This window comes from Methylobacterium sp. 2A (assembly GCF_009806555.1).
In the GTDB taxonomy this organism is placed as follows: Bacteria; Pseudomonadota; Alphaproteobacteria; order Rhizobiales; family Beijerinckiaceae; genus Methylobacterium.
In genome coordinates, this window is sequence record NZ_VUOK01000010.1 from 92,516 (window position 1) to 112,947 (window position 20,432).

The window sequence follows — 20,432 nt, forward strand, 5'->3', positions numbered from 1 at the left end:
CGGCCTCCTCAGTGCGCGAAGCGACGGTCTGAACGAAGCGCGACGAGATGCTCGACGGCGCGGCGGAGGGGACGGATCGAGCCGCCGCGCCAGGACGAGAGGCTGTCGAGCTCAGCTGCGTCTAGGTCGCCGAGCCACCTGCCGTCCCCCATCTCGGACCTCATCTTTTCGATAATGCCTCTGGCGACGATCGGGAGGTCCTGCCGCCGGGGGCCGGGGATCTCGACGACCGCGAAACGGTCGAGCAGGGGGCCCCGAAGGCTTGCAACGTCGTTGGCAGTGGCAACGAGCGACACACCGCTGATGTCGACGACCCCATCGACCCCAAGATCGAAGAAGCGGCGGCGGGCCGATAGTTCGCCCACGGCGACGATCGCCTCCCTGAGGGATCCATTGTGTCCACCCGTCGCTCCACTCTTGTCCAGTTCGTCGAGGATGACGATGCCATCGCCGGACTGGTTATCGACGAGGAGCTGCGTGAACAGGCTGAGCCGAGCCGTAGACCACTGCTTCGACGTTCCCGAGATCGAGGAGTCCGCGATCCCGGCGCATCCGTAGACGACCGTTGGCACGCCCAGGCCTTCGGCGATGTCCCGCGCAAGCTCGGTCTTTCCCGTTCCGGGCGCTCCGACGAGGAGCAGGTTCGGGACGGCTACGGTGTCCCGCCCAGCGAGCGTACCGAGAATGCGGGCGATCTGCGTCGCGAGCCATGGCCGCCGCGCCACGAGGTGCTCGCCCAGTACGGTGATGTCTGGCATGCGATGCAGCGGAAGGGCCTGGCCGACAAGTGCCCGCGCGGCGCCGGCCGGCTTCTTCGATTCGAGAGCTGTGGGCAGCACGACACGCGTGGGATGCCGCGCGTCCACGAACCCCGGGACAGGGCTGTCGTCCGGGATGACACGAGCATCCGCATACTTATCGTCAGGGGGATCGGCCGCACGGAGCAGCTCCTCCGGCGGGGCGGCCACGCTGGCGATCATCTCCAGGACGCGGCGGGCGGTCGATCGCGTCAGCTGCCAGGACGGGATTAGCTCAAGGTCGATCGGCGGGACGAGGTCGCGCTGGCAGAGCGCCACGCACTGAAGCATCGTGACGGCGATCTCGCGCACGGCGACGGGATCGCTTTGCGCCACGTGTGCGTAGCTGTGCAGTGTGTCGCTCAGCAGCGCGACGGCCCGGGCGGCCGCTTGAGGGTTAGCCAGCATGGCGCCGTAGAGCGTTGCACGGTCGGCGATCTCGCCGCACAGGTCCTCCAGCGCGATGTTCGGATTGAACTTTCCTTCCTGCAGCGCGAGGGCCTCGACTTCCTCGGCATAACGGGGGCACGGCTCGCTCCCGAGCAGCTCCAGGGCGTCCTTGAGCGCATCTGACAGCTGCTTGCCGATGGCCGAGTTCAGGAGGTCTGACGTCCAGCGTCGGGCATCCTCCGTCACTGTCCCGCCCGCCGGCATCGCTCCGGCGAACAGTTGCCCCAGCGTGGGGAATCCGTTCGACGCGTAGACGATGTCGCGCCGGAAATGCTCTTCACTTTCCTTGTAGGCAGCCTGCCGGGCAGCACGCCGGGCAAGGCGCTGGAAGTCGTCGGATGTCATGGGGAGGCTCGCTGGAAACGGAGGGCACGCGCAGACGGGCGCCGAGCAGGGCTCAGGCGGTGCGGGCTATCCGTTTTAAGCAGCGAGCGAGGGTCACGGGGGTCGTCCTTCCGGTGAGGCTCCACCATGCCTGGGGCGGCCCCGGTGCGCAATCGGAAGTCCCAGAGAAGGTTAGGTTTTCCCTGGGCGATGGGCGACCGCGCCGTCCCGTTCCGAATCGCTCAGAGTGCTATCCTGGCGATGCCGATGGCGGGAGCGGGTGATGGCGCACAAGTATTGGGAGCACAGGTCGGCTTGGGACTTCTACCGCATGCCGGAGGCCGCGCAGACGGCATTCCGCGAGGCGGTCCGCGATGCGCGCTGCGGCGACGAGAAGGCGGTCGAGGCGTTCGTCGAGGCCAGCGTCACCGACCTGATGCGGCCGGTCGTGACCCTTCACGACTTGGTCAGCGACGGGCTCGCCGAGCTGCCCGCCGACGCGCGCCCCGACGTCGAGCGGGTGCTCTTCGGGCAGTTCAACGGGCAGACGTCGCCCATCCGCCTCGTTCGCCAGGTCCTCGACCGCGCCCGGCTGGACGGCCTGAACGACCGCCAGATCGCCGGGGCGGTCACGGTCGTCTTGGAGAGCCACGGGCTCCTTCAGAGGGACCCGGCCTGATGGGCGAGCTCACCCTCTTCGTGTGCTCGGCCGGTTCGGCCGTCCTTCTGATGGGCGTCCTCGCGACGGGGATCCTCTCGGCGCTGGACCGCTCGGATTCGAGCGGGGCGACCACTCCCGCGGGGGAGGCCTGCCCATGAGCCGCCCCGCACCCTCCGCCGACCTACTCGATCGGCTTGCCCGCAGGTTTCCGGGATCCCCCGTTCACGCCGCCTGGCGCGCGCGGGTCGTCGGGGATGTCGTCGAGGCTGTAGTCGGGCCCGATCGGCCGGGCGACACGCTCGCCGGGGGCGGTGGGGAACCGCCCCCGGATCATGTCCTCCGAGAACCCGATGTCGCGCATGATGCTCTCCAGGGCAGCCCGAACCCGGGGCGAGGTGACCGGAAGGAGGGGCTCGCGGGGGTCCTCCAGGAACTCCCGGCACCAGCGCACTCGGGGGTCATTCGGGTCCTGGACCGGGGGCTCCAAGCCGGCGAGGACGCGGATAGACTCGGGTGGATACTCGTCGTCGGGCATGCCACGGATTCTCGGCCCGCCCCCTCGGAGAAGCAAGCCCGGCACGTGCCACGGCACGTGCCAGAGCACGTAGACGGCGAGGCGAGATCCCCGACCCCGCGGGGCGGGCACACCGAACTCGCGCTGGAGCGCCTGGCGGTCCGGGGCGCTCGAATCCGGACGGGGGCCGCCCTGCCCGCCGTCTGGTCGGCCTAAAGCTGAGGGGAGGGGATGATGCGGATTGTGGAGTGAGCCAAGTTCAGCAAGATGCCGAAGGGCACGGTTCCAGGCAGAGGTATGGCGATGCGGATCTACCCCGAGACGCCCGTGCGGATCACGCTGCCCCAGGCCGTAGTTATCCATCCCGACTGGGACCGCCCGACGCCACCGGTCACCCGGCCCGCGGACTTCGAGGTCGTCAAGGCGCGCCTGGTCGCCGCCCTCGCGGCGGAGGTCATCCGGATGCTGGGGGCATGGGTATCTGAGCTCGACCCGGTGGTAATCTACGCCCCCGGGGGCGGCCAGCTTGGCCTGTCGCTCGCCGGGGATCCGGAGGCCCGGATCGTCGTGCCGTCCAGGCTCTCGACGCTGGACTCCATCGTGGCTGAGGTCACCGGCGGGGTGAAGCCTGTTTAAGTCAAATCCGGAGGTTGCCTTAAAAAGGGATCACGCCACCGGTCTGTGTGCCCCCTGTGCGCCCGCGAAAATGAACGAATATTTAGAAGCATCGCTCAAATTTGACCAAATACTATGAACTGACAAGATCACTACAATTTATCGCAAATAAATCCATTTTCTCGCTAAGCTTCGTGAAAGGGGATGTGTTTATATCAGCAGGCCTCGCCGGCGCCGCCGGTCTAAAGAGGCTGACAGATATGCCCTTCACCCAACAGCAACTGACGGACATGTTCTCGACGGGGGCCGAACACGTGGGCCGCGTCGCTGAGCTAAGGAGGTCCGGCGGCGACCCAGCCGCGTACATGAACGATCTCTTCGGCGCCCCCGTCGTCATCGGCGTGTACCGCAAGAAGCGCGGCGGGATCGGCTATCTTGTCGTCAGGGGTGTCGCGCACCTCCAGCGTATCTTGGAGCGGGGCCAGGCCGAGCACCTCCCCGTGGCATACTACCTGTTCGAGTCGGCGGAGGCGGCCACGTTCGCGGCCGACGTCTACGACCGGCATCCGGACGCCCGGTGGGTGGAGGCGCATCTGGACGGGCGCGCCTTCGGCCTCGGCCTCACTTGGACTGAGTGACCGCAGATCGTCGCCGGCAACCGGCTGGGGACCTCCAATTACCGTGATGACGGCGGTCCCTGGGAGGGTTCAGCGGGACGCTGAGCGCTTTGGCGATCTGATGCTGTCCTCACGCTGGTCCCAGGCGGGGCGATAAGCCCTCGATCCCGACCCTCAGGCAGTCCTCGCGTGGTAGCCGATGAGCCACACCGCACGGGTCATGTTGTAGAACAGGTTGGCCAAGCCGATCTTCGTCCGAGCTCTCGCCAAGCCGATGGGCCGCACCACGAGCCTCATCGGCCCCTTCTGCCGGGCAAAGACATGCTCGACGGCCGCGCGGACCTTCGACTTCTCGCCGTTGGCCCGGGCGACGTTCCTGGCCATCGGCTTGCCCGGCGGCTTCTTGCGATGGATGCGGGAGCGGAAGCCGTTGCCCGCCAAGTGTGCCTCGTTAGCCTTCAAGCGGTAGGCGGTGTCAGCCCAGACGTCGCCGGCGGTGTTGGCTTTCGACACCAGGTTGGGCAACTGCGCCCCGTCGTGGCGAGCCGCGTCGGTGGCGGTCCAGGCCCGGATCAGCCCATGACGGCAGTCGATGCCGACGTGGTTCTTGTAGCCGAAGGCCGGCACGGCAATGTCCACGCGCTTCGCCCCGTCCTCGGCCGGCGTGGCCTTCGACCATTTGATCGTCCAGCGCGCGTCGCGGTCCTTCTGAGCGAGCTTGGCCGGCTTGGCCTTCCAGGCGTCGGGCACACGGCTGGCCTTCAGATCCGCCTTCTCGGCCTCGGTGTTGCGCTGCTTGGGCGCGGCCATCACGGTCGCGTCGACGATCTGCCCACCCATCGCCAGGAAACCGGCGTGCCGCGGGGCCGCCTCGTAGACCGAGAACAGCACTGCGATGGCCGGCTTTCCCGCAATTTCTGCCCGGGTGAGCGCCTCGCGGAAGGTCAAGATCGTGTTGGCGTCGGGCACCGGGTCGGACAGCCCGAGCCCAAAGAAGCGCATGAAAAGGAAGCGCATGAAGGAGAGCCTGTCCGTGATCAGGAACTCCGTGCGCTCGTCCGACAGCGAGTGGCTGGCCTGGAGGATCAGCACCTTGAACATGAAGACGAGGTCGAACGGTGGGCGACCGCCCTTCGATCCGTCTGAACGAGACACGGAACGGGCGAGGTCGTCCCGGAACAGCTCGAAATCGACGATGCGGCTCAACCGCTCCCGCGCGTCGCCCTTGGCCGAGAGATCCTTCTGACGCTCATCGACGTCGAAAAACCGGGCTGACCGCGCATCGCAGCACCTCACCGACCGCCGACGCCATCACACCACGAAACCCCTCAAACCGCGAGGTTTTTGGAGGTGTTCGGCTGGGCCGTGCCCTGGAACGGGACACAGGGGCGGTGCGAGGCTGCCCGATGGTCCGCCCGAACGCTCGGAATCGGGCGGATCGCCCGGCAAGCGTGCAAAAAAGTCCGCCCGAGATCCGCCCGAGAACGAGAAAGCCCCGGACGATGGGTCCAGGGCCTAGAACGTAAATTCCTGCGATTTTGAGAGTATTTTTGGTAGCGAGGGAGGGATTTGAACCCCCGACACAAGGATTATGATTCCTCTGCTCTAACCAGCTGAGCTACCCCGCCACGCACCGATGCCGCCCTGCGGGCGGTCAGCGAGGGCGGTATAGGGAGGGGCGGCGCATCGTGTCAACGGTCTCGCGCGGGCAAATCATGCGCATGCTGCGACGCCGATATGGCGCGCGAGACCAAACAGAACCATCGTCGCGTCCGACGGGCCGGCGGGCCTGTTCCCAGCGACGGTCCGCGCTAAGGTGCCACCCAGGCTCGCTCAGATTCCGGCCGACCTGGAGCGTTCGATGACACGTTACGCCTGCCGATCCCTCGCTGTCCTGCTCGCCCTGGCGGCGCCGGCTGCCCTCGCGGCCGGAAACGACGCCACCTATCGCGCGACCCTCGATGCAGCGAGCGAGGTGCCCGCCACGCAGTCGAAGGGCAGCGGAGAGGTCACCGCGACGTTCGATCCGGCGACCAAGCGCCTCAGCTGGACAGGAAGCTACACCAATCTCACAGGTCCGGTGACCGCTGCCCATTTCCATGGCCCGGCCAAACCGGGAGAAAATGCCGGCGTCCTCGTGCCGGTCACCGCCACGGCCAGCCCGTTCACGGGTGAGGCGACCCTGGACGACGCCAAGGCCGCCGACCTCGAAGCCGGCCGCCTCTACTTCAATCTGCACACGGCAGCCAATCCGAAGGGCGAGATCCGCGGTCAGGTCATGCGCGCGCGCTGAGCGCCCGAAACCGCTGTCTCGACGCGCGTCGCCGGCACCGGTAGGCGGAGACGTCCCCTGCCGGAGTTCCCGATGAAGCAGACCGAGGCCATCATCGCCTGGACGCCCGTCCGCTGGGCTGACCTCAAACCCGAGACCGCCGGGCAGGTCGTCGTCCTGCCCGCCACCGATGAAACGGGAGCGGCGAAACGCTACATGATGCGCGCGGGCGCAAGTTCGTCCGCGCTGGCAACCTTGTCCGAAGAGGCGCGCATCGCCCGGTTGTTCATTGAGTTCCAGACGCTCGTCGTGCGCGACGGGATCGATCCGCAGCTCGCCCACCGCGCCTTCCTGGCCATCGACGAGTACCGGTTCCGGATCGCCCCCGATACGGAGGGCGCGGAGTTCGAGGATCCGCCCGAGGAGGATTAGCGGCATCGCCTCACAGCCGTGTCCGATCGCGCGCCCGGACATGGCTGTGAGCCTCCGTTCTGGCGCGCTCTCGCGTCGAGCCGGTATCCACTTCCGCGGGAAGCGCTCAGGCGGGCACCGCGCTCGCGCAGCCGTGAGAATAACGAATACACATTCACTTGGCAGCGCCCTATGTCGGGCTGGTCGTCTGCGTCCTTCGGAGATCGGTCATGCCCGTATCCCGCCGCGCCGTCATCGCCGGTGCCGCCTTGGCGCCGCTCGTCGGACGCAGCGCCTTCGCGGCCGAGCCCCTGATCCGACGGCCGATCCCGTCCAGCGGCGAGATGCTGCCGGCGATCGGGATCGGCACCTCGCGCCGCTACGAGGTGGAGCCGACACCCGACAAGATCGCGCCCCTGAAGGATGCGGTGCAGACCTTCGTATCCCTCGGCGGAACGGTGATCGACACTGCCCCGAGCTACGGCAGCGCCGAGGACGTGCTCGGCGCCATCCTGGCGGAGACCGGGTTGCGACCAAAAGTCTTCCTGGCCAGCAAGGTCGACACGACCGGCCGCGACGCGACCCGCGCGGAGTTCGAGCGGTCGCTGAAGCGGATGCGGGTCGATACGCTCGACCTCGTGGCGGTTCACAACCTGATCGACGTGACCGGGAATCTCGCGGTTCTGCGCGAGCTGAAGGGCGCCAAGCGGATCCGCTACGTCGGCGTCACGGTCTGGCGCGACAACCAGCTCGATGCCCTCGAAGCCGTGATGAAGCGCGAGACCCTGGACTTCATCCAGGTGAACTACGCCATCGACAACCGCGCTGCCGCCGGGCGCGTGATCCCGCTGGCCGCCGACCGGGGCATGGCGGTGATGACCAACGTTCCCTTCGGCCGCGACCGCCTGTTCAAGGCGGTGCAGGGCAAGGCGATGCCGCCCGTGGCCCAGGATCTCGGCTGCACGAGCTGGCCGCAATTCTTTCTGAAATACGTGCTGGGCAACCCGGCCGTGACCTGCCCGATCCCCGGCATGGCGAAGGCCGCCTATGTCGAGGACAATCTCGGCGCCGCCCGCGGGAAACTCCCGGATGCGGCGCAGCGCAAGCAGATGGAGGCCTTCATCGATGCGGTCTGATCGTTTCACGCGCCGTGCGGCGCTCGCCCTCGCGGCCGGCCTCTCCCTGGCGGCTGCGGTTCCGGCCCTTGCGCAGGATGGGGCCGCAAAAAAAATCCGGATCGGCGTGATCGGGGCCGGCAATATCGGCGGCACCATCGGGGGCCTCTGGGTCAAGGACGGCCACGAGGTGATGTTCGCCTCGCGCCACCCGGAGGCCCTGGCCTCCATGGTGTCGGGACTCGGCCCCAAGGCGAAGGCGGGCACCCCGGAGGAGGCGATCACGTTCGGCGATGCCGTGTTCATCGCCGTGCCCTACAAGGCCTATCCCGACCTCGCGAAGGAGATCGGTCCCGCCCTCAAGGGCAAGGTCGTGCTCGATGCCGGCAACGCCACGCAGAAGCGGGACGGGGCGCTCTACGACGAGGTCCAAGCCAGCGGCATCGGCGCGACCTCGGCCAAGTATTTTCCGGGCGCCAAGCTGGTGCGGGCGTTCAACGCGGCGAACTACAAGGTCTTCGCCAAGGAGGGCGCGGATGGCGGCAAGGATCGCTCCGGCGGCCGCATGGCGATCCCGATCGCCGGTGACGATCCGGAGGCCCTGAAGGTCGCCGAGGGCCTTGTCCGCGATGCCGGCTTCGATCCGGTCGTGGTCGGGTCGCTCAAGGACGCCGACAAATTCGCCATGGGCTCGCCGGGCTTCGGCCACGACGTCACCGCTCCGGAGCTGCGGGAGAAGCTCGGGCTCTCCAAGTGAGCCGACGGCGGAACGGAGCGATGCCCCCCGCAGGGGGCGCCCATGCCTGATCCCGTCCCGGCCCGCGGCCCTCTCGCGCGCCTGATCGATATCCAGCCCGGCGAAGGCCGGGCGCTCGCCTGGGCCTGGGCCTACATCTTCTCGATCCTGGCCGCCTATTACGTGCTGCGCCCGATCCGCGATCAGATGGGCGTGGCCGGCGGCATCGAGAACCTGCCCTGGCTGTTCACCGCGACCCTGGTGGGCATGCTCTGCCTGAACCTGCCCTTCGCCTACCTGGTGAAGCGGATGCCGCGGGCGCGGTTCGTGCCGATCACCTACCGGTTCTTCGCGGCCAATATCCTCGCCTTCGCGCTGGTCCTGTCCCTCGCGCCGCCGGGCTGGAATATCTGGATCGGGCGGGTCTTCTTCGTCTGGCTGTCGATCTTCAACCTGTTCGTCGTCTCGATCTTCTGGGCGACCATCGTCGATGTGTTCTCGAATGCGCAGGGCCGGCGCCTATTCGGCTTCATCGCGGCCGGCGCGACGCTGGGTGCCATCGCGGGCTCGGCCACCACGGCGATCCTGGCCAGGAACGTCCCGACCTGGGGCCTGATGCTCTGCGCCGTGGTCCTCCTCGAGGTCGCGGTGTTCTGCATGCGCGGCTTGGCGGCCCTGTCGAGCCGCCTTCACGAGGTGCCGGGCAGCGGCGAGACCCCGACAGGCGATCAGGACCGGACGATCGGCGGCAGCGTGCTGGCGGGCGTGACCCGGACCTTCGCGTCCCCCTACCTGCTCAACATCTCGCTGTTCCTGCTGCTGTTCTCGGTGACCTCGACCTTCCTGTATTTCGAGCAGGCCGGGATCGCGAAGCGCAGCTTTCCGGATCGCGGGGCACAGACCGCCTTCTTCGCCAGCGTCGACCTCGCGGTGAATGTGCTGACGCTCGGCGTCCAGCTCTTCCTCACCGGCCGGATCGTGAACCGGCTCGGCGTCGCGCTGACGCTGGCGATTCTCCCCGCCTTCAGCATCCTGGGCTTCGCGGCGCTGGCGGTCTGGCCGACGATCGGCGTGATCGTCGCGTTCCAGGTCCTGCGCCGGGCGGGCAATTTCGCCATCGCCCGGCCGATCCGCGAGGTGCTGTTCACGGTCGTCCCGCGGGAGGACCGCTACAAGGCCAAGAGCTTCATCGACACGGTGGTGTATCGCCTGGGCGATCAGGTCGGCGCGTGGTCCTTCACGGGCATTGAGGGGCTGGGCCTGGGCAGCACCGGCATCGCGGGGGCCGCGATCCCGCTCTCGGCCGCGTGGCTCCTGAACAGCCTCTGGCTCGGCCGCGCGCAGGACAGGCGCCGGACCGCGCGAGAGGCGGAGGGCGTCGATCGGGCCGAGTCTCCGGCACCGTTGAGCCGGGCGGCGCCGTCCGCGTAGCGGCCGGGTTTCGCGACCTACCGGTGCTTCATCCAGTCCCAGACCAGAAAGGCCGGGAACGGGAGCATGATGGCGAAGAAGATCCAGTCGAACATCTGAGGCATGGGGCATCCCTTCGTTCGGTCCGCCCCTGGTTCTACCGACGCCGCCGGACGAAGTTCCGGCTGCTCGACGACCAGCGCCGCCCCGCCGGTCGCGCCGCAGCGTTAAACATTGGTTTACCCTACCGCGCGAGGGATCGAATTCGGTTCGGCGGGGAGGGGCGCATGACCGGTCTTGCGCTGCCGGTATGGACACGATCGCGCGGGCTCGACCGCCGCATCCTGGCCGTGCTGGGCTCGTTGGTGCTGGCGCCGTCGCCCGCGACCGCGCAGGAGCCGCTGTTCCTGCGCATCCGCCCGATCTCCGATGCCGAGGCCGCGCGTGCCGCCCGGGAGGCGCTGTGGGCGCGCCGTCAGGCACATGCCCGCGCGGTGATCGAATCCGTCTGCACCGGATGCCTCGGCGCCTGGAAGCCGACGGTCGAAACCGCGCCGGCCGCGCCACCCATGCGCACGCCGGATGCGGTGGCGAACCTCACGGTCCGAATAGGGGTTGAAACCGACCCCGGCGCCGTTGCATCCGACGACCCCGATCCATCGACCTCCGAGAGGCATCCATGACGCAAGCGCATCCGACCAGCGGCGCAGAGCCCGAAGTCGATTGCCCGGTGAGCCTCGAAGTCCTGGGCTCCGTCTACCGCGCCGACGAGTTCGACCTGCCGCTGATCCTGGAGCAGATCCCGCCGCTGAAGCGCGCTCAGCTCGCCACCTACCTCTACGGCAAGAGCCACATGCACAAGCTCGGCCTGAAGGTCGCCCGCTCCTGCGAGCGCGACGACCTCATCAAGGTCGCGGGCGAGATCGGCTCCGTGATCCACGGGCAGGCGCATCTGAAGCCGTCGCGGCCGGCGCCGGAGGCCGCCCCGCCGCTGCGGGCCAAGACCCCGCCCGGCCAGAAGAAGGTGAGCCTCGCCGGCGCGGCCGCGAAGCCCGCAATCAGCCTCGGCGGCTCGGCCAAGGTCCGCAACTTCGACTGAGCGAGCGCGTCTGGCGCGCGCCTTGCGCGGCGATCCCCAGCCCACGGCCGGGTTGCGCGTTGCGCGCGCCCCGGGCTTCGGATAATCGCCCGCGATGAACACCGACCACGACAAGATCCTGATCGTCGATTTCGGCTCTCAGGTGACGCAGCTCATCGCCCGCCGGGTGCGGGAGGAGGGCGTCTATTGCGAGATCGTGCCCTTCACGAAGGCCGAGGCCGCGTTCCGCGAGCAGAAGCCGAAGGGCGTGATCCTCTCCGGCGGCCCTGAATCGGTGACCGTCGAGGCCTCACCCCGGGCGCCGCAGCTGGTGTTCGAATCGGGCGTGCCGGTCTTCGGCATCTGCTACGGCCAGCAGACCATGGCGGCCCAGCTTGGCGGCGCCGTCGAGGGCGGGCACCACGCGGAGTTCGGCCGGGCCGAGGTCGAGGTCCTGGCCGATTGCCCGCTGTTCAAGGGCGTCTGGCACAAGGGCGAAAAATACCCGGTCTGGATGAGCCACGGCGATCGGGTCACCAAGCTGCCGGACGGCTTCACCACCGTGGCGATCTCCAAGAACGCGCCCTTCGCGGCGGTGGCCGACGCGGCGCGCAACTACTACGCGGTGCAGTTCCACCCGGAGGTGGCGCACACGCCCCATGGCGCCCTGCTGATCCGCAACTTCGTGCGCGACATCGCGGGCTGCTCGGGCGACTGGACCATGGGCGCCTACCGCGAGGAGGCGATCGCCAAGATCCGGGAGCAGGTCGGCTCCGAGAAGGTGATCTGCGGCCTGTCGGGCGGCGTCGATTCGGCCGTGGCGGCGGTGCTGATCCACGAGGCGATCGGCGACCAGCTCACCTGCGTGTTCGTGGATCACGGCCTCCTGCGCCTCGGCGAGGCCGAGCAGGTCGTGGCTTTGTTCCGCGACCACTACAACATCCCGCTGGTCCACGTGGAAGCATCGGGGATGTTTTTGGCGGCGCTGGAGGGCGTCTCTGACCCGGAAGTCAAAAGAAAAACGATCGGCCGCCTGTTCATCGACGTGTTCGAGGCCGAGTCGAAGAAGATCGGCGGCGCGAAATTCCTGGCGCAGGGTACGCTCTACCCCGACGTGATCGAGAGCGTGTCGTTCACGGGCGGCCCGTCCGTGACGATCAAGAGCCACCACAATGTCGGCGGCTTGCCCGAGCGCATGAACATGAAGCTCGTGGAGCCCCTGCGCGAGCTGTTCAAGGACGAGGTCCGGGTCCTCGGCAAGGAGCTCGGCCTGCCCGAGGGCTTCGTCGGCCGCCATCCGTTCCCCGGCCCGGGGCTCGCGATCCGCTGCCCCGGCACGATCACCGCCGAAAAGCTGGAGGCCCTGCGCAAGGCCGATGCGATCTACCTCGACGAGATCCGGCAGGCCGGGCTCTACGACACGATCTGGCAGGCTTTCGCGGTGATCCTGCCGGTGAAGACGGTCGGCGTGATGGGTGACGGGCGCACCTACGACCACGTCTGCGCCCTGCGCGCCGTCACCTCGGTGGACGGCATGACGGCGGATTTCTACCCGTTCGACATGGCGTTCCTCGGCCGGGTCGCGACCCGGATCATCAACGAGGTGAAGGGCATCAACCGGGTGACCTACGACATCACCTCGAAGCCGCCGGGCACGATCGAGTGGGAGTGAGGTTGCCCCGCTCAGGTCGGCTGACGGAGCGGGTTGAGGATCGGGACGCCAACGAAATCGCGCTCGTTATCGGTGACGACCACGCAGCCATGCGCTTCGGCGACCGCAGCGATGATCGTATCCAGCGCGTTTCGCGGGCGACCACGCGCCTTGCCGTCAGCCATCATACGCGCCCAGATGAGCGCCGCAGCTTCATCGAAGGGCAGCACCCGGCCCGCGAAGAGCGCCTGCGGTCCTTCCGGGCCGGCGAACCACGTCTCGAGCAGGCGACGGCGCTGTCCGTCGGGCTTCTCCAGAACCCCGCGCCGGATCTCCGCTATTGTCAGGGCGGCGATATACAGGTCCGTGTCGGATTGCGCGGCCATCCATGTCAGGAGAGACGCAGAAGGCTTCGGCTTGATGACGTGGCTGATGATGTTCGTGTCGAGCAGGAAGCGCATCAGAGGTCGGGCACAGGCCGTTCGTCCCGCCCGCGCGTCAGGTCTAGGTCGGCTCCGACCAGGGGGGAACGCCGCAATGCGGCCAGGATGCCCCCCCTTGGACTTGGCTCGCCGGCGACGGAACGGCTGACTGTCGCACGCAACTCCGAGGCTTGCGGCGTATCCTCGGCCAGGAGCGTCGCGAGCGACTGTAACAGACCGCGGTCCGTATCGCGGCCTACAACTGCAAAGCGCACCAGCCCGCGTGCGCGGTGACTCCGGACAGGACGTTGCTGAGCCATGCTTGTGGCAACCTCCCACGCGGATTGGTTTCGCCGGTCAGCATAGCGTTAGGGCCCGCGCAGAGCCGGTTCAAGCGCCTTCAGCACGGGCCGTTCGGGCGCGAGCTGGACGAGATCCGGCAGGCCTTGGTCGTCATCCTGCCGGTGAAGACCGTGAGCGCGATGAGCGACCGCCGACTTCTACCCGTTCGATATGACCTTCCTCGGCCGGGTCGCGACCCGGATCATCAACGCGATGAAGGGCATCAACCGGGTGACCTACGACATCACCTCGAAGCCGCCGGGCACGATCGAGTGGGAGTGAGGTCTGGCGTTCCCGCTTCTACACCTCGTTGAGCAACAGGTTTGCGGCGATGGCCCACATGGTCAGCGCGATCGCGCCGTCCAGCACCCGCCACGCCGCTGGCTTCTCGAACAGCGGCCTCAGGATCGCGGCGCCGAACCCCAAGGCGAAGAAGAACGCCACCGAGGCCGTCGAGGCCCCCACGGTGAACGCGGCCTCGTGGCCCGAGAACCGGGTCGACACCGACCCGATCAGGAGGACCGTGTCCAGATAGACATGCGGATTGAGCCACGTCAGCGCCAAACAGACGGTCAGGGTCTGCCGAAGCCCGACGGTCGCGGTCGCGGATGGAACGAGCGCGGCCTCCTCCGAAGCGAAAGCTGCGCGCAGGCTTCGCAGGCCGTACCAGATGAGAAACGCGGCCCCGGCCCAGACCATCGCGGGTCTCAGCCATGGGGCGGCGGCGATAACGCTGCGGAATCCCGTCACTCCGAGACCGATCAGGACCGCATCGGAGACGGCGCAGGTGGCGCAGACGGCCGCAACATGCTCGCCGCGCAGACCCTGACGGAGGACGAAGGCGTTCTGAGCCCCGATTGCGAGGATCAGGCTCAGGCCGAGCGAGAACCCCGCCAGACACGCTTCGAGCAAGCCTCTCGCTCCTCACAAGACCCTTCGACGGCGACCTCAGCCAAGCCGGCTCGGCGCGCCCCACATGAACATGGGCAACAGCCAAGCTGAGACTTGAACGGGACCGTGTTCGACCATCACGCCGCGCTGCCGCCGATCACGGCCCGCAAAGCGCTGGTTCGAGCGCCTTCAGCGCCGGCCTGTAGGCCGCGAGATGGAGGCCGTCCCGCATGGCGCCCGGCTTGGCGTAGCCGGTGTCGCCGTCGCGCAAGGCCGCGAACGGGTCGGTGAAGGTGCAGCCGAGCCGCCCGCAAAGAGCGTGCAGGCGCCCCGAGTAATCTGCAACCGCAGCGGCATCGACCAGCCTCCCGAGCTCGCGCCCGACCGGGGGGAGGGCGGTGACCACCACCCGCGGCGCGAGGCCCTGCAGGCGCCGCACGATGATCTCCGCGGCAGCCTCGAACCGTGCGGCCGGCTCGGCGGAGCGCGGCTTGTTCTTGATGAGGATGTCGTTGGTCCCGATCGTCAGCGCAGCGATGCGGGGATGCGTCTTGAAGCTCAGCTGCGCGAGGTGGTCCGCGTAGGCCGCCGCCGTCGAGCCGCTCACGCCGCCATTGACCAGCGGCGATCCGCAGACCTCCTGTCCGCCGGGGTGCAACTCGACCTGCGAGTCCCCGCCGTAGAAGACGTATTGCGCCGGGGCCTCGTCGAGACTCACCTGGATCGCGATGAGGCGCATGACCGCGTAGGCGCGCGCATCGGCGGCCGGCCTGTGCAGGCGCCAGCCCGCGTAGCCGCCGAGGGCGAGCAACCCGATCCCGCCGACGATCAGGAGCGCGAGACGCCTCACGGCTCGGCGCCGGCCCGATCGACCCGCGCACCCGGCCGGGAATCCGTCGAGGCGTAGTAGGGCTTGATGTCGAGGAGCGGCGTGCCGTCGATGCAGTCGAGGCCGCGCACCCGCAGCACGGCGCCCTCTCGCCCGAGCAGGTCCACCACCGAGAGGGCGATCGGATTGGGCCGCGCCGGCGAGCGCAGCGAGAAGGTGCCGCGTGGCCCGTCGGCGTGGCGCGGCTGCTGGACCACGAGGCCCCGGGTCGCCCGATCCATCCAGTAGAGCAGGATCAGGTGCGTGCAGCCCGTGATGGTGCGCAGGCCCGGGACGTAGGGCGCGTCCACCTCCACGGTACAGAGTGCGTCGGTCTGAAGCCCGTTCTTCGGGCATTCGGAGCGCGCCTGCCAGGGGGTGCGCAGCCGGCCGATGAAATGGAGACCCGCATCGAACGTTGCGGGCAGGCTCGCCATCTCCTCGCCGGGACGGATCCCGAACTCGTCCGCGCTCATACGACCTCGCTCTGCCTCCGGGGCTTCTCGGCCAAGCCCCCGCCGCCCGCAAGCCCGGATCTCGCGCCGACGTGGCCGGAGGTGTAGAGCCGGCGCCTGGACCGGAGGCGACATGATCGAGCGGGAATTGCGGCCGATGCAGGCGGTGGCGGATGCCGGGACCGCAATCGACCGTCTGGTCGAGCTCTATGATGGTGCGGTCGGCGCGCTGCGGCAGGCCCTGGAGCGCTACCTCGCCGGCGGTCCGCCCCCGGACGCCACCGAGCGCCTCGCCTTCCGCTACCCCGAATTGCGGATCAGCTACCGCCCGGACGGTCCGCTGCCCCGGGTGCGGCGCGCCACCGCGAAGCTCCAGGCGGCCGGCACCTACGCGACCACGATCACGCACCCCGCCGTCTTCCGGCACTACCTGACCCGTCAGTTGGAGCCGTTGATTGCCGATTACGGGATCTCCATCGAGGTGGGCCTCAGCGCGCAGGAGATCCCCTATCCCTACGTGCTGGAGGCGGGGCTCGACGCCCGCGGGCGCGCCGTCGACGGCGCGGACCTCGCCACCTACTTCCCGGTGCCGCTCCTCTCGCTCGTCGGCGACGAGATCGCGGACGGCACCTTCGACCAAGTGGCGGGCGAGCCGCTGCCGCTGGCGCTGTTCGACGCGGTGCGGGTCGATTATTCGTTGCGGCGGCTCGTCCACTACACGGGCTGCGACTGGCGCGAGGTCCAGCCCTGGATCCTGCTGACCAACTATCACCGCTACGTCGATCAGTTCGTCCGCCACGGGCTTGAGCGGCTGGCCTCCGGCGCGGAGGGGTTCGAGCGCTTGGTCCTGCCGGGGGGCGTGTCCGTGTCCCGGGCCGAGGCCGCGCAGGCCGACCCGGCAACGGTCATCGCCGCCTCGCCCTGGCACAAGCATCAGATGCCGGCCTACCACCTCGTCGCCCGGGGCGCCGACGGCACCCATCAGGGCACGACCCTGGTCAATATCGGCGTCGGCCCCTCGAACGCGAAGACGATCACCGATCACCTCGCGGTGCTGCGCCCCGATTGCTGGCTGATGGTCGGCCATTGCGGCGGCCTGCGGCAGTCGCAGACGATCGGCGATTACGTCCTGGCCCACGCCTATCTGCGCCGCGACCGCATCCTCGACGAGCTGGTCCCGCCGGACGTACCGGTGCCGGCGCTGGCCGAGGTGCAGGTCGCGCTGCAGAACGCGGCCGCCGCCGTGACCGGCGAGCAGGCCGAGGCTCTGAAGCGCCGCCTGCGCACCGGCACGGTGGTCACCTACGACGACCGCAATTGGGAATTGCGGTTCAGCCAGGAGCGGCGGCGAATCAACCAGTCCCGCGCCGTCGCGGTCGACATGGAGAGCGGCACCGTCGCGGCCCAGGGTTTCCGCCTGCGCGTGCCTTACGGCGCGCTGCTCTGCGTGTCGGACAAGCCGCTCCACGGCGAGATCAAGCTGCCGGGCGCCGCCAACGCCTTCTACGACCGGGCCGTCTCGGAGCACCTGCAGGTCGGTCTGGCGGCCCTCGACGTCCTGCGCGCCGACCGGCACGGGTTGCACTCGCGCAAGCTGCGCAGCTTCGATGAGCCGCCCTTCCGTTGATCAGGGCATGCGGCGGCTCACCGCCGAGCTTTCGCGGAACTGTGCCCCGCATCCATGCCAGCGACCGAAAGACACGCGTGGGTGAATACTCAAGCTTGGATACGCCTGAGTTCCGCGGTGTTGGACGAACAGCGACTTATCGACTTGCTGGATTGTCCAATGACGCGTCTCACACTGGCATCGACCGCTCTGCTGGCAGCGGTGGCTCTTAACCCGGCTGGCGCGGATGCGCGCGGCTTCGGCGGCGGCGGGTTTCACGGCGGCGGCTTCGGCGGCGGCTTTCATGGCGGGGGCTTCCACGGCGGCGGTCTCGGCGGCGCCGGCGTCGGTGGCGCCCGCGTGGGCGGGCTGGGTGGCGGCTTCCGCGGCGCGGGCCTCGGCGGGACCGGGGTGACTGGTGCCGGCGTCGGAAGCCTTCGGACCGGCGGGTTCGGCAATGCCGGCCGGGTCGGAACTCTTGGAACGCGTGGTGTCATCGGAAACCGCGGCCTCGCCGGCCGCGGCTTCGCGGGTCGCCGGTATGGCCATGGCTACGGGCGTGGCCTTGGCTATGGCCTCGCCGGTGTCGGCCTCGGGCTCGGCGTCGGGTACGGCCTCGGCGGGTTCGGCTATGACAGCTGCAGCTACGATTACGGCTACGGTGCCTACGATCCGGCCTCTTGCGGCTATGACGGCTACGGCTACTGAGCCGCTCCAGCCTCCAACCACGACGATCGCATCTCGAAGCCCGACCGCCCCACGGTCGGGCTTCCGCTTGTGGCAGGCCGCCGGCCGGCGTCCCGCAGAGACGGGGGTCCTTCGTCAGCCGCGAAGGCTCCGTCAAACAGTCCCGAATTGCGAACCGTTCCAGAAGAGCCAGGATGCAGCCTGGGCTGGGTTGGCGGCAGGAGGATCGCGTGAGCAGCGTTGCGACGGTCCCGGCAACCGCAGCCCTGCTCGTCCTATGCATGGGCCTATGGGCCACCGCCCTGCTTCCCGAGGTGGTGACGGCGCTCGCATTCTTCGGCCTGGCGATGCTCCTTGGCCTGGGCAGCGCCGGCACAGTCTTCTCCGGATTCTCGGCTTCGGCCTTCTGGCTGGTCCTGTCCGGGATGGTGGTCGGGCAGGGCATGACCCGCACGGGGCTCGGCGCCCGCATGGCCCGCGCCCTCGCGCTGCGCCTGTCGGGCTCCTACGCGCAGCTCATCGCCGGGCTCGTGACTTTGAGCTTCCTCATCGCCTTCGTGATGCCGTCCAATCTCGGGCGGATCGCCCTGATGATCCCGGTGACGCTGGCGCTCTGCGATGCGTTCGGGCTCGGCCCCGGCCGTCCCGGGCGGACCGGCGCCGTCCTGGCGGTGGGCGTCGCGACACCGGTCCTGTCCGCGGCGATCCTGCCCGCCAACGTGCCGAATCTCGTGATGGCCGGGTCCGCCGAACGTCTGCTCGGGCTCCACCTCTCCTATCTGTCGTACTTTCTCCTGCATGCGCCGGTTCTGGCCTTCGTCAAGGGCGTCATCCTGACGGCCCTGGTGGTGCGGCTCTTCCCGGATCGGCTGGCCGGAGGCACGCCCGCCTTGGAGCCGCTGCCGCCGATCTCGGCGGCCGAGCGACGCCTCGCGACGATCCTCGCCTGCACCCTCGCGCTCTGGATGACCGACAGCCTGCATGGGCTCGCGCCGGCCTGGATCGGCCTGGCGGCCGCGGTGACCTGCCTGCTGCCGCGCATCGGGGTGCTGCCGGCCGAGGCCTTCCAGCAGGTGAATCTGAGAACCTGCTTCTACATCGCGGCCCTGCTCGGCCTCGTGGCCCTCATCAACGAAACGGGGCTGGGCGAGCGCCTCGGGCACCTGCTGCTCACCCTGGCGCCCCTGTCGCCCGATGCGCCGGCTCAGGACTTCGCCGTGCTCACCGGCATCGGCACGGTGCTGACGCTGCTCGTCACGGCCAACGGTGCGCCGGCCCTCTACACGGCGCTGGCGGCCGAGATGACGCGGGCCAGCGGACTGTCACCGCTGGCGGTCGTCTCGCTCCAGGTGATCGGTTACTCGACGGTGTTCTTCCCGTACCAAGCGCCCCCGATCGTGTTCGCCAGCGAGCTCGGCGGTGTGCGCCTCCGGGACGCAACGCGCCTGACTCTGAGCTTCGGTCTGACCGGGCTCGTTGTGGCCGCGCCCCTCGACTACGCGTGGTGGAGGGTGCTCGGCCTCTTTAAGTGACAGATTTCGACTTGTGTAGCCTGCCCGGGCACATTGCGTCGCACCATGACGGATTGCGGCTTGCCCGCGCAGGCACTAGCGCTACCAGATTAGAGACGGTCCAGTTCGCAGCTGCGAGGCTTCAACCCGATGGCACCCACCGCTCGCCCGACAGTGGCACAGCCGCTTTCGCCGCATCTCCAGATCTATCGCTGGACATGGACCATGGCGATGTCGGTATTCCACCGCATCACCGGCACGGCTCTGTACGGCGGGACTGCCCTCGTCGCGATCTGGCTGCTCGCCCTGGCTTCCGGACCGGTCGCTTATTCTTACGTGGCCGGATTTTTCGGCTCCGTGATCGGGCGCCTGATCCTGTTCGTCTACACCTGGATCCTGATGCACCACATGCTCGGCGGTCTGCGCCACTTCGCGTGGGATTTCGGGATCGGCTTCGATCGGGAGAAGCGCCTCGCCATGTCCCGCCTCACCCTGATCGGGTCCGTGGCGCTCACCCTCGTCATCTGGGCTGTCGCCCTTCTGGTCCGCTGAGGAGGCCGCGATGGCACAGGAACAGATCCGCCAGGACACCCGCGTCTCCATCCGCACCCCGCGGGCGCGCGTGCGCGGTCTCGGCGTCGCCCATCACGGCGTCGGCCATTGGTGGCTGCAGCGAATCACAGCGGTCACCAACACGGTGCTGATGCTGGCTTTCGTGGTCATCATCGCCAGCATGGCCGGCCGTACCTATGCGGACGCCGCGCATATCGTCGCGAGACCCTTCGTCTCGATCATCCTCATCCTGGCATTGCTGTCGGTGACCCTCCACATGCGGCTCGGCATGCAGGTGATCATCGAGGACTACGTCCACGCGCAGGCGACCAAGATCGCCGCGGTGTTCGCCAACAACGTCTACGCGGTCCTCGTGGCCGTGGCCTGCCTCTACGCGGTCCTGCGCATCGGCTTCGGTCAGCCGGCCTGAACCCCGCCAACACCAGA

23 protein-coding genes, 1 tRNA gene and 2 pseudogenes are annotated in these 20,432 nt (G+C 68.5%); 17 read left to right on the plus strand and 9 right to left on the minus strand.

Going from position 1 to position 20,432, the window contains the following annotated elements; translation table 11 throughout:
* Window positions 1-8: 8 nt before the first annotated feature.
* Window positions 9-1,592 (minus strand): AAA family ATPase, encoded by a 1,584-nt coding sequence (locus tag FVE89_RS05500; RefSeq protein WP_059407724.1) that lies wholly within the window; start codon window positions 1,590-1,592, stop codon window positions 9-11.
* 262 nt (window positions 1,593-1,854) lie between these two features.
* On the opposite strand from FVE89_RS05500, the gene FVE89_RS05505 reads away from it, so the two are divergent.
* Window positions 1,855-2,250: a hypothetical protein gene (locus FVE89_RS05505; protein WP_070998510.1), complete on the plus strand. Its 396-nt coding sequence runs from the start codon at window positions 1,855-1,857 to the stop codon at window positions 2,248-2,250.
* 163 nt (window positions 2,251-2,413) lie between these two features.
* On the opposite strand, the gene FVE89_RS05515 is transcribed toward FVE89_RS05505, so the two are convergent.
* The gene (locus FVE89_RS05515) at window positions 2,414-2,767 is read right to left on the minus strand and encodes a hypothetical protein (protein ID WP_059408488.1); all 354 of its coding nucleotides are present in this window, start codon (window positions 2,765-2,767) and stop codon (window positions 2,414-2,416) included.
* Window positions 2,768-3,049: 282 nt separating this feature from the next.
* On the opposite strand from FVE89_RS05515, the gene FVE89_RS05520 reads away from it, so the two are divergent.
* The gene (locus FVE89_RS05520) at window positions 3,050-3,382 is read left to right on the plus strand and encodes a hypothetical protein (RefSeq protein ID WP_142585088.1); all 333 of its coding nucleotides are present in this window, start codon (window positions 3,050-3,052) and stop codon (window positions 3,380-3,382) included.
* Between the two features lie 101 nt (window positions 3,383-3,483).
* A complete protein-coding gene (locus FVE89_RS05525; RefSeq protein ID WP_142585087.1) occupies window positions 3,484-3,999 on the plus strand; it encodes a hypothetical protein in 516 nt (171 codons plus the stop codon).
* Window positions 4,000-4,152: 153 nt separating this feature from the next.
* On the opposite strand, the pseudogene FVE89_RS05530 reads toward FVE89_RS05525, so the two are convergent.
* Window positions 4,153-5,261: pseudogene (locus tag FVE89_RS05530) on the minus strand (IS5 family transposase).
* Between the two features lie 268 nt (window positions 5,262-5,529).
* A tRNA-Met gene (locus FVE89_RS05535) sits at window positions 5,530-5,606 on the minus strand.
* Window positions 5,607-5,839: 233 nt separating this feature from the next.
* Between FVE89_RS05535 and FVE89_RS05540 the strand changes: the two genes are divergently transcribed.
* The 8 genes from FVE89_RS05540 to guaA all read left to right on the plus strand — a co-directional run bounded on the left by FVE89_RS05540 (window position 5,840) and on the right by guaA (window position 12,672).
* The gene (locus FVE89_RS05540) at window positions 5,840-6,271 is read left to right on the plus strand and encodes a CHRD domain-containing protein (protein WP_160533041.1); all 432 of its coding nucleotides are present in this window, start codon (window positions 5,840-5,842) and stop codon (window positions 6,269-6,271) included.
* 72 nt (window positions 6,272-6,343) lie between these two features.
* Entirely contained in the window at window positions 6,344-6,682 is a 339-nt protein-coding gene (locus FVE89_RS05545) for a hypothetical protein (RefSeq protein ID WP_160533042.1), read from the plus strand.
* Between the two features lie 209 nt (window positions 6,683-6,891).
* Window positions 6,892-7,797 (plus strand): aldo/keto reductase, encoded by a 906-nt coding sequence (locus tag FVE89_RS05550; RefSeq protein WP_160533043.1) that lies wholly within the window; start codon window positions 6,892-6,894, stop codon window positions 7,795-7,797.
* Window positions 7,787-8,533 (plus strand): NADPH-dependent F420 reductase, encoded by a 747-nt coding sequence (locus FVE89_RS05555; protein WP_160533044.1) that lies wholly within the window; start codon window positions 7,787-7,789, stop codon window positions 8,531-8,533. Before FVE89_RS05550 ends, FVE89_RS05555 begins: the two co-directional genes overlap by 11 nt.
* Window positions 8,534-8,575: 42 nt before the next feature.
* On the plus strand, window positions 8,576-9,943 hold the full coding sequence (locus tag FVE89_RS05560; protein WP_160533045.1) for an MFS transporter: 1,368 nt from the start codon (window positions 8,576-8,578) through the stop codon (window positions 9,941-9,943).
* Between the two features lie 266 nt (window positions 9,944-10,209).
* Window positions 10,210-10,605 (plus strand): hypothetical protein, encoded by a 396-nt coding sequence (locus FVE89_RS05565; protein ID WP_160533046.1) that lies wholly within the window; start codon window positions 10,210-10,212, stop codon window positions 10,603-10,605.
* Window positions 10,602-11,021 (plus strand): hypothetical protein, encoded by a 420-nt coding sequence (locus tag FVE89_RS05570; RefSeq protein ID WP_160533047.1) that lies wholly within the window; start codon window positions 10,602-10,604, stop codon window positions 11,019-11,021. Before FVE89_RS05565 ends, FVE89_RS05570 begins: the two co-directional genes overlap by 4 nt.
* 94 nt (window positions 11,022-11,115) lie before the next feature.
* Window positions 11,116-12,672 carry a glutamine-hydrolyzing GMP synthase gene (guaA, locus tag FVE89_RS05575; RefSeq protein WP_160533048.1) on the plus strand — a complete coding sequence of 519 codons (1,557 nt, stop codon included), beginning with the start codon at window positions 11,116-11,118 and terminating at the stop codon, window positions 12,670-12,672.
* A gap of 11 nt (window positions 12,673-12,683) precedes the next feature.
* Here the strand turns inward: guaA and FVE89_RS05580 are convergent, their stop codons facing one another.
* Both FVE89_RS05580 and FVE89_RS30960 read right to left on the minus strand, forming a co-directional pair.
* Window positions 12,684-13,115 carry a type II toxin-antitoxin system VapC family toxin gene (locus tag FVE89_RS05580; RefSeq protein ID WP_160533124.1) on the minus strand — a complete coding sequence of 144 codons (432 nt, stop codon included), beginning with the start codon at window positions 13,113-13,115 and terminating at the stop codon, window positions 12,684-12,686.
* Window positions 13,112-13,393 carry a hypothetical protein gene (locus FVE89_RS30960; protein ID WP_246730511.1) on the minus strand — a complete coding sequence of 94 codons (282 nt, stop codon included), beginning with the start codon at window positions 13,391-13,393 and terminating at the stop codon, window positions 13,112-13,114. The genes FVE89_RS05580 and FVE89_RS30960 overlap by 4 nt, the downstream gene beginning before the upstream one ends.
* Window positions 13,394-13,501: 108 nt before the next feature.
* Between FVE89_RS30960 and FVE89_RS05585 the strand changes: the two are divergent.
* Window positions 13,502-13,697 (plus strand): annotated as a pseudogene (locus tag FVE89_RS05585) (GMP synthase (glutamine-hydrolyzing)); the annotation flags it as partial.
* A gap of 18 nt (window positions 13,698-13,715) precedes the next feature.
* Here FVE89_RS05585 and FVE89_RS05590 read toward each other — a convergent pair.
* The 3 genes from FVE89_RS05590 to tsaA form a co-directional block, all read right to left on the minus strand.
* Window positions 13,716-14,327 carry a LysE/ArgO family amino acid transporter gene (locus FVE89_RS05590; RefSeq protein ID WP_160533049.1) on the minus strand — a complete coding sequence of 204 codons (612 nt, stop codon included), beginning with the start codon at window positions 14,325-14,327 and terminating at the stop codon, window positions 13,716-13,718.
* A 136-nt stretch (window positions 14,328-14,463) separates the two neighbouring features.
* Window positions 14,464-15,156: a GDSL-type esterase/lipase family protein gene (locus FVE89_RS05595; protein WP_160533050.1), complete on the minus strand. Its 693-nt coding sequence runs from the start codon at window positions 15,154-15,156 to the stop codon at window positions 14,464-14,466.
* Window positions 15,153-15,650, minus strand: coding sequence for a tRNA (N6-threonylcarbamoyladenosine(37)-N6)-methyltransferase TrmO (tsaA, locus tag FVE89_RS05600; protein ID WP_160533051.1), 498 nt, complete (start codon window positions 15,648-15,650; stop codon window positions 15,153-15,155). Before tsaA ends, FVE89_RS05595 begins: the two co-directional genes overlap by 4 nt.
* A gap of 112 nt (window positions 15,651-15,762) precedes the next feature.
* Between tsaA and FVE89_RS05605 the strand changes: the two genes are divergently transcribed.
* The 5 genes from FVE89_RS05605 (at window position 15,763) to sdhD (ending at window position 20,415) form a co-directional block, all read left to right on the plus strand.
* Window positions 15,763-17,256, plus strand: a complete 1,494-nt coding sequence (locus FVE89_RS05605) for an AMP nucleosidase (protein ID WP_160533052.1) — start codon at window positions 15,763-15,765, stop codon at window positions 17,254-17,256.
* Window positions 17,257-17,415: 159 nt separating this feature from the next.
* Complete coding sequence (locus FVE89_RS05610) at window positions 17,416-17,943, plus strand: hypothetical protein (protein WP_160533053.1); 528 nt, start codon at window positions 17,416-17,418, stop codon at window positions 17,941-17,943.
* 209 nt (window positions 17,944-18,152) lie between these two features.
* Window positions 18,153-19,454 carry an SLC13 family permease gene (locus tag FVE89_RS05615; RefSeq protein WP_160533054.1) on the plus strand — a complete coding sequence of 434 codons (1,302 nt, stop codon included), beginning with the start codon at window positions 18,153-18,155 and terminating at the stop codon, window positions 19,452-19,454.
* Between the two features lie 129 nt (window positions 19,455-19,583).
* The gene (gene sdhC, locus FVE89_RS05620) at window positions 19,584-19,985 is read left to right on the plus strand and encodes a succinate dehydrogenase, cytochrome b556 subunit (protein WP_160533055.1); all 402 of its coding nucleotides are present in this window, start codon (window positions 19,584-19,586) and stop codon (window positions 19,983-19,985) included.
* A gap of 10 nt (window positions 19,986-19,995) precedes the next feature.
* Window positions 19,996-20,415 carry a succinate dehydrogenase, hydrophobic membrane anchor protein gene (gene sdhD, locus FVE89_RS05625; RefSeq protein WP_160533056.1) on the plus strand — a complete coding sequence of 140 codons (420 nt, stop codon included), beginning with the start codon at window positions 19,996-19,998 and terminating at the stop codon, window positions 20,413-20,415.
* Window positions 20,416-20,432: the final 17 nt, after the last annotated feature.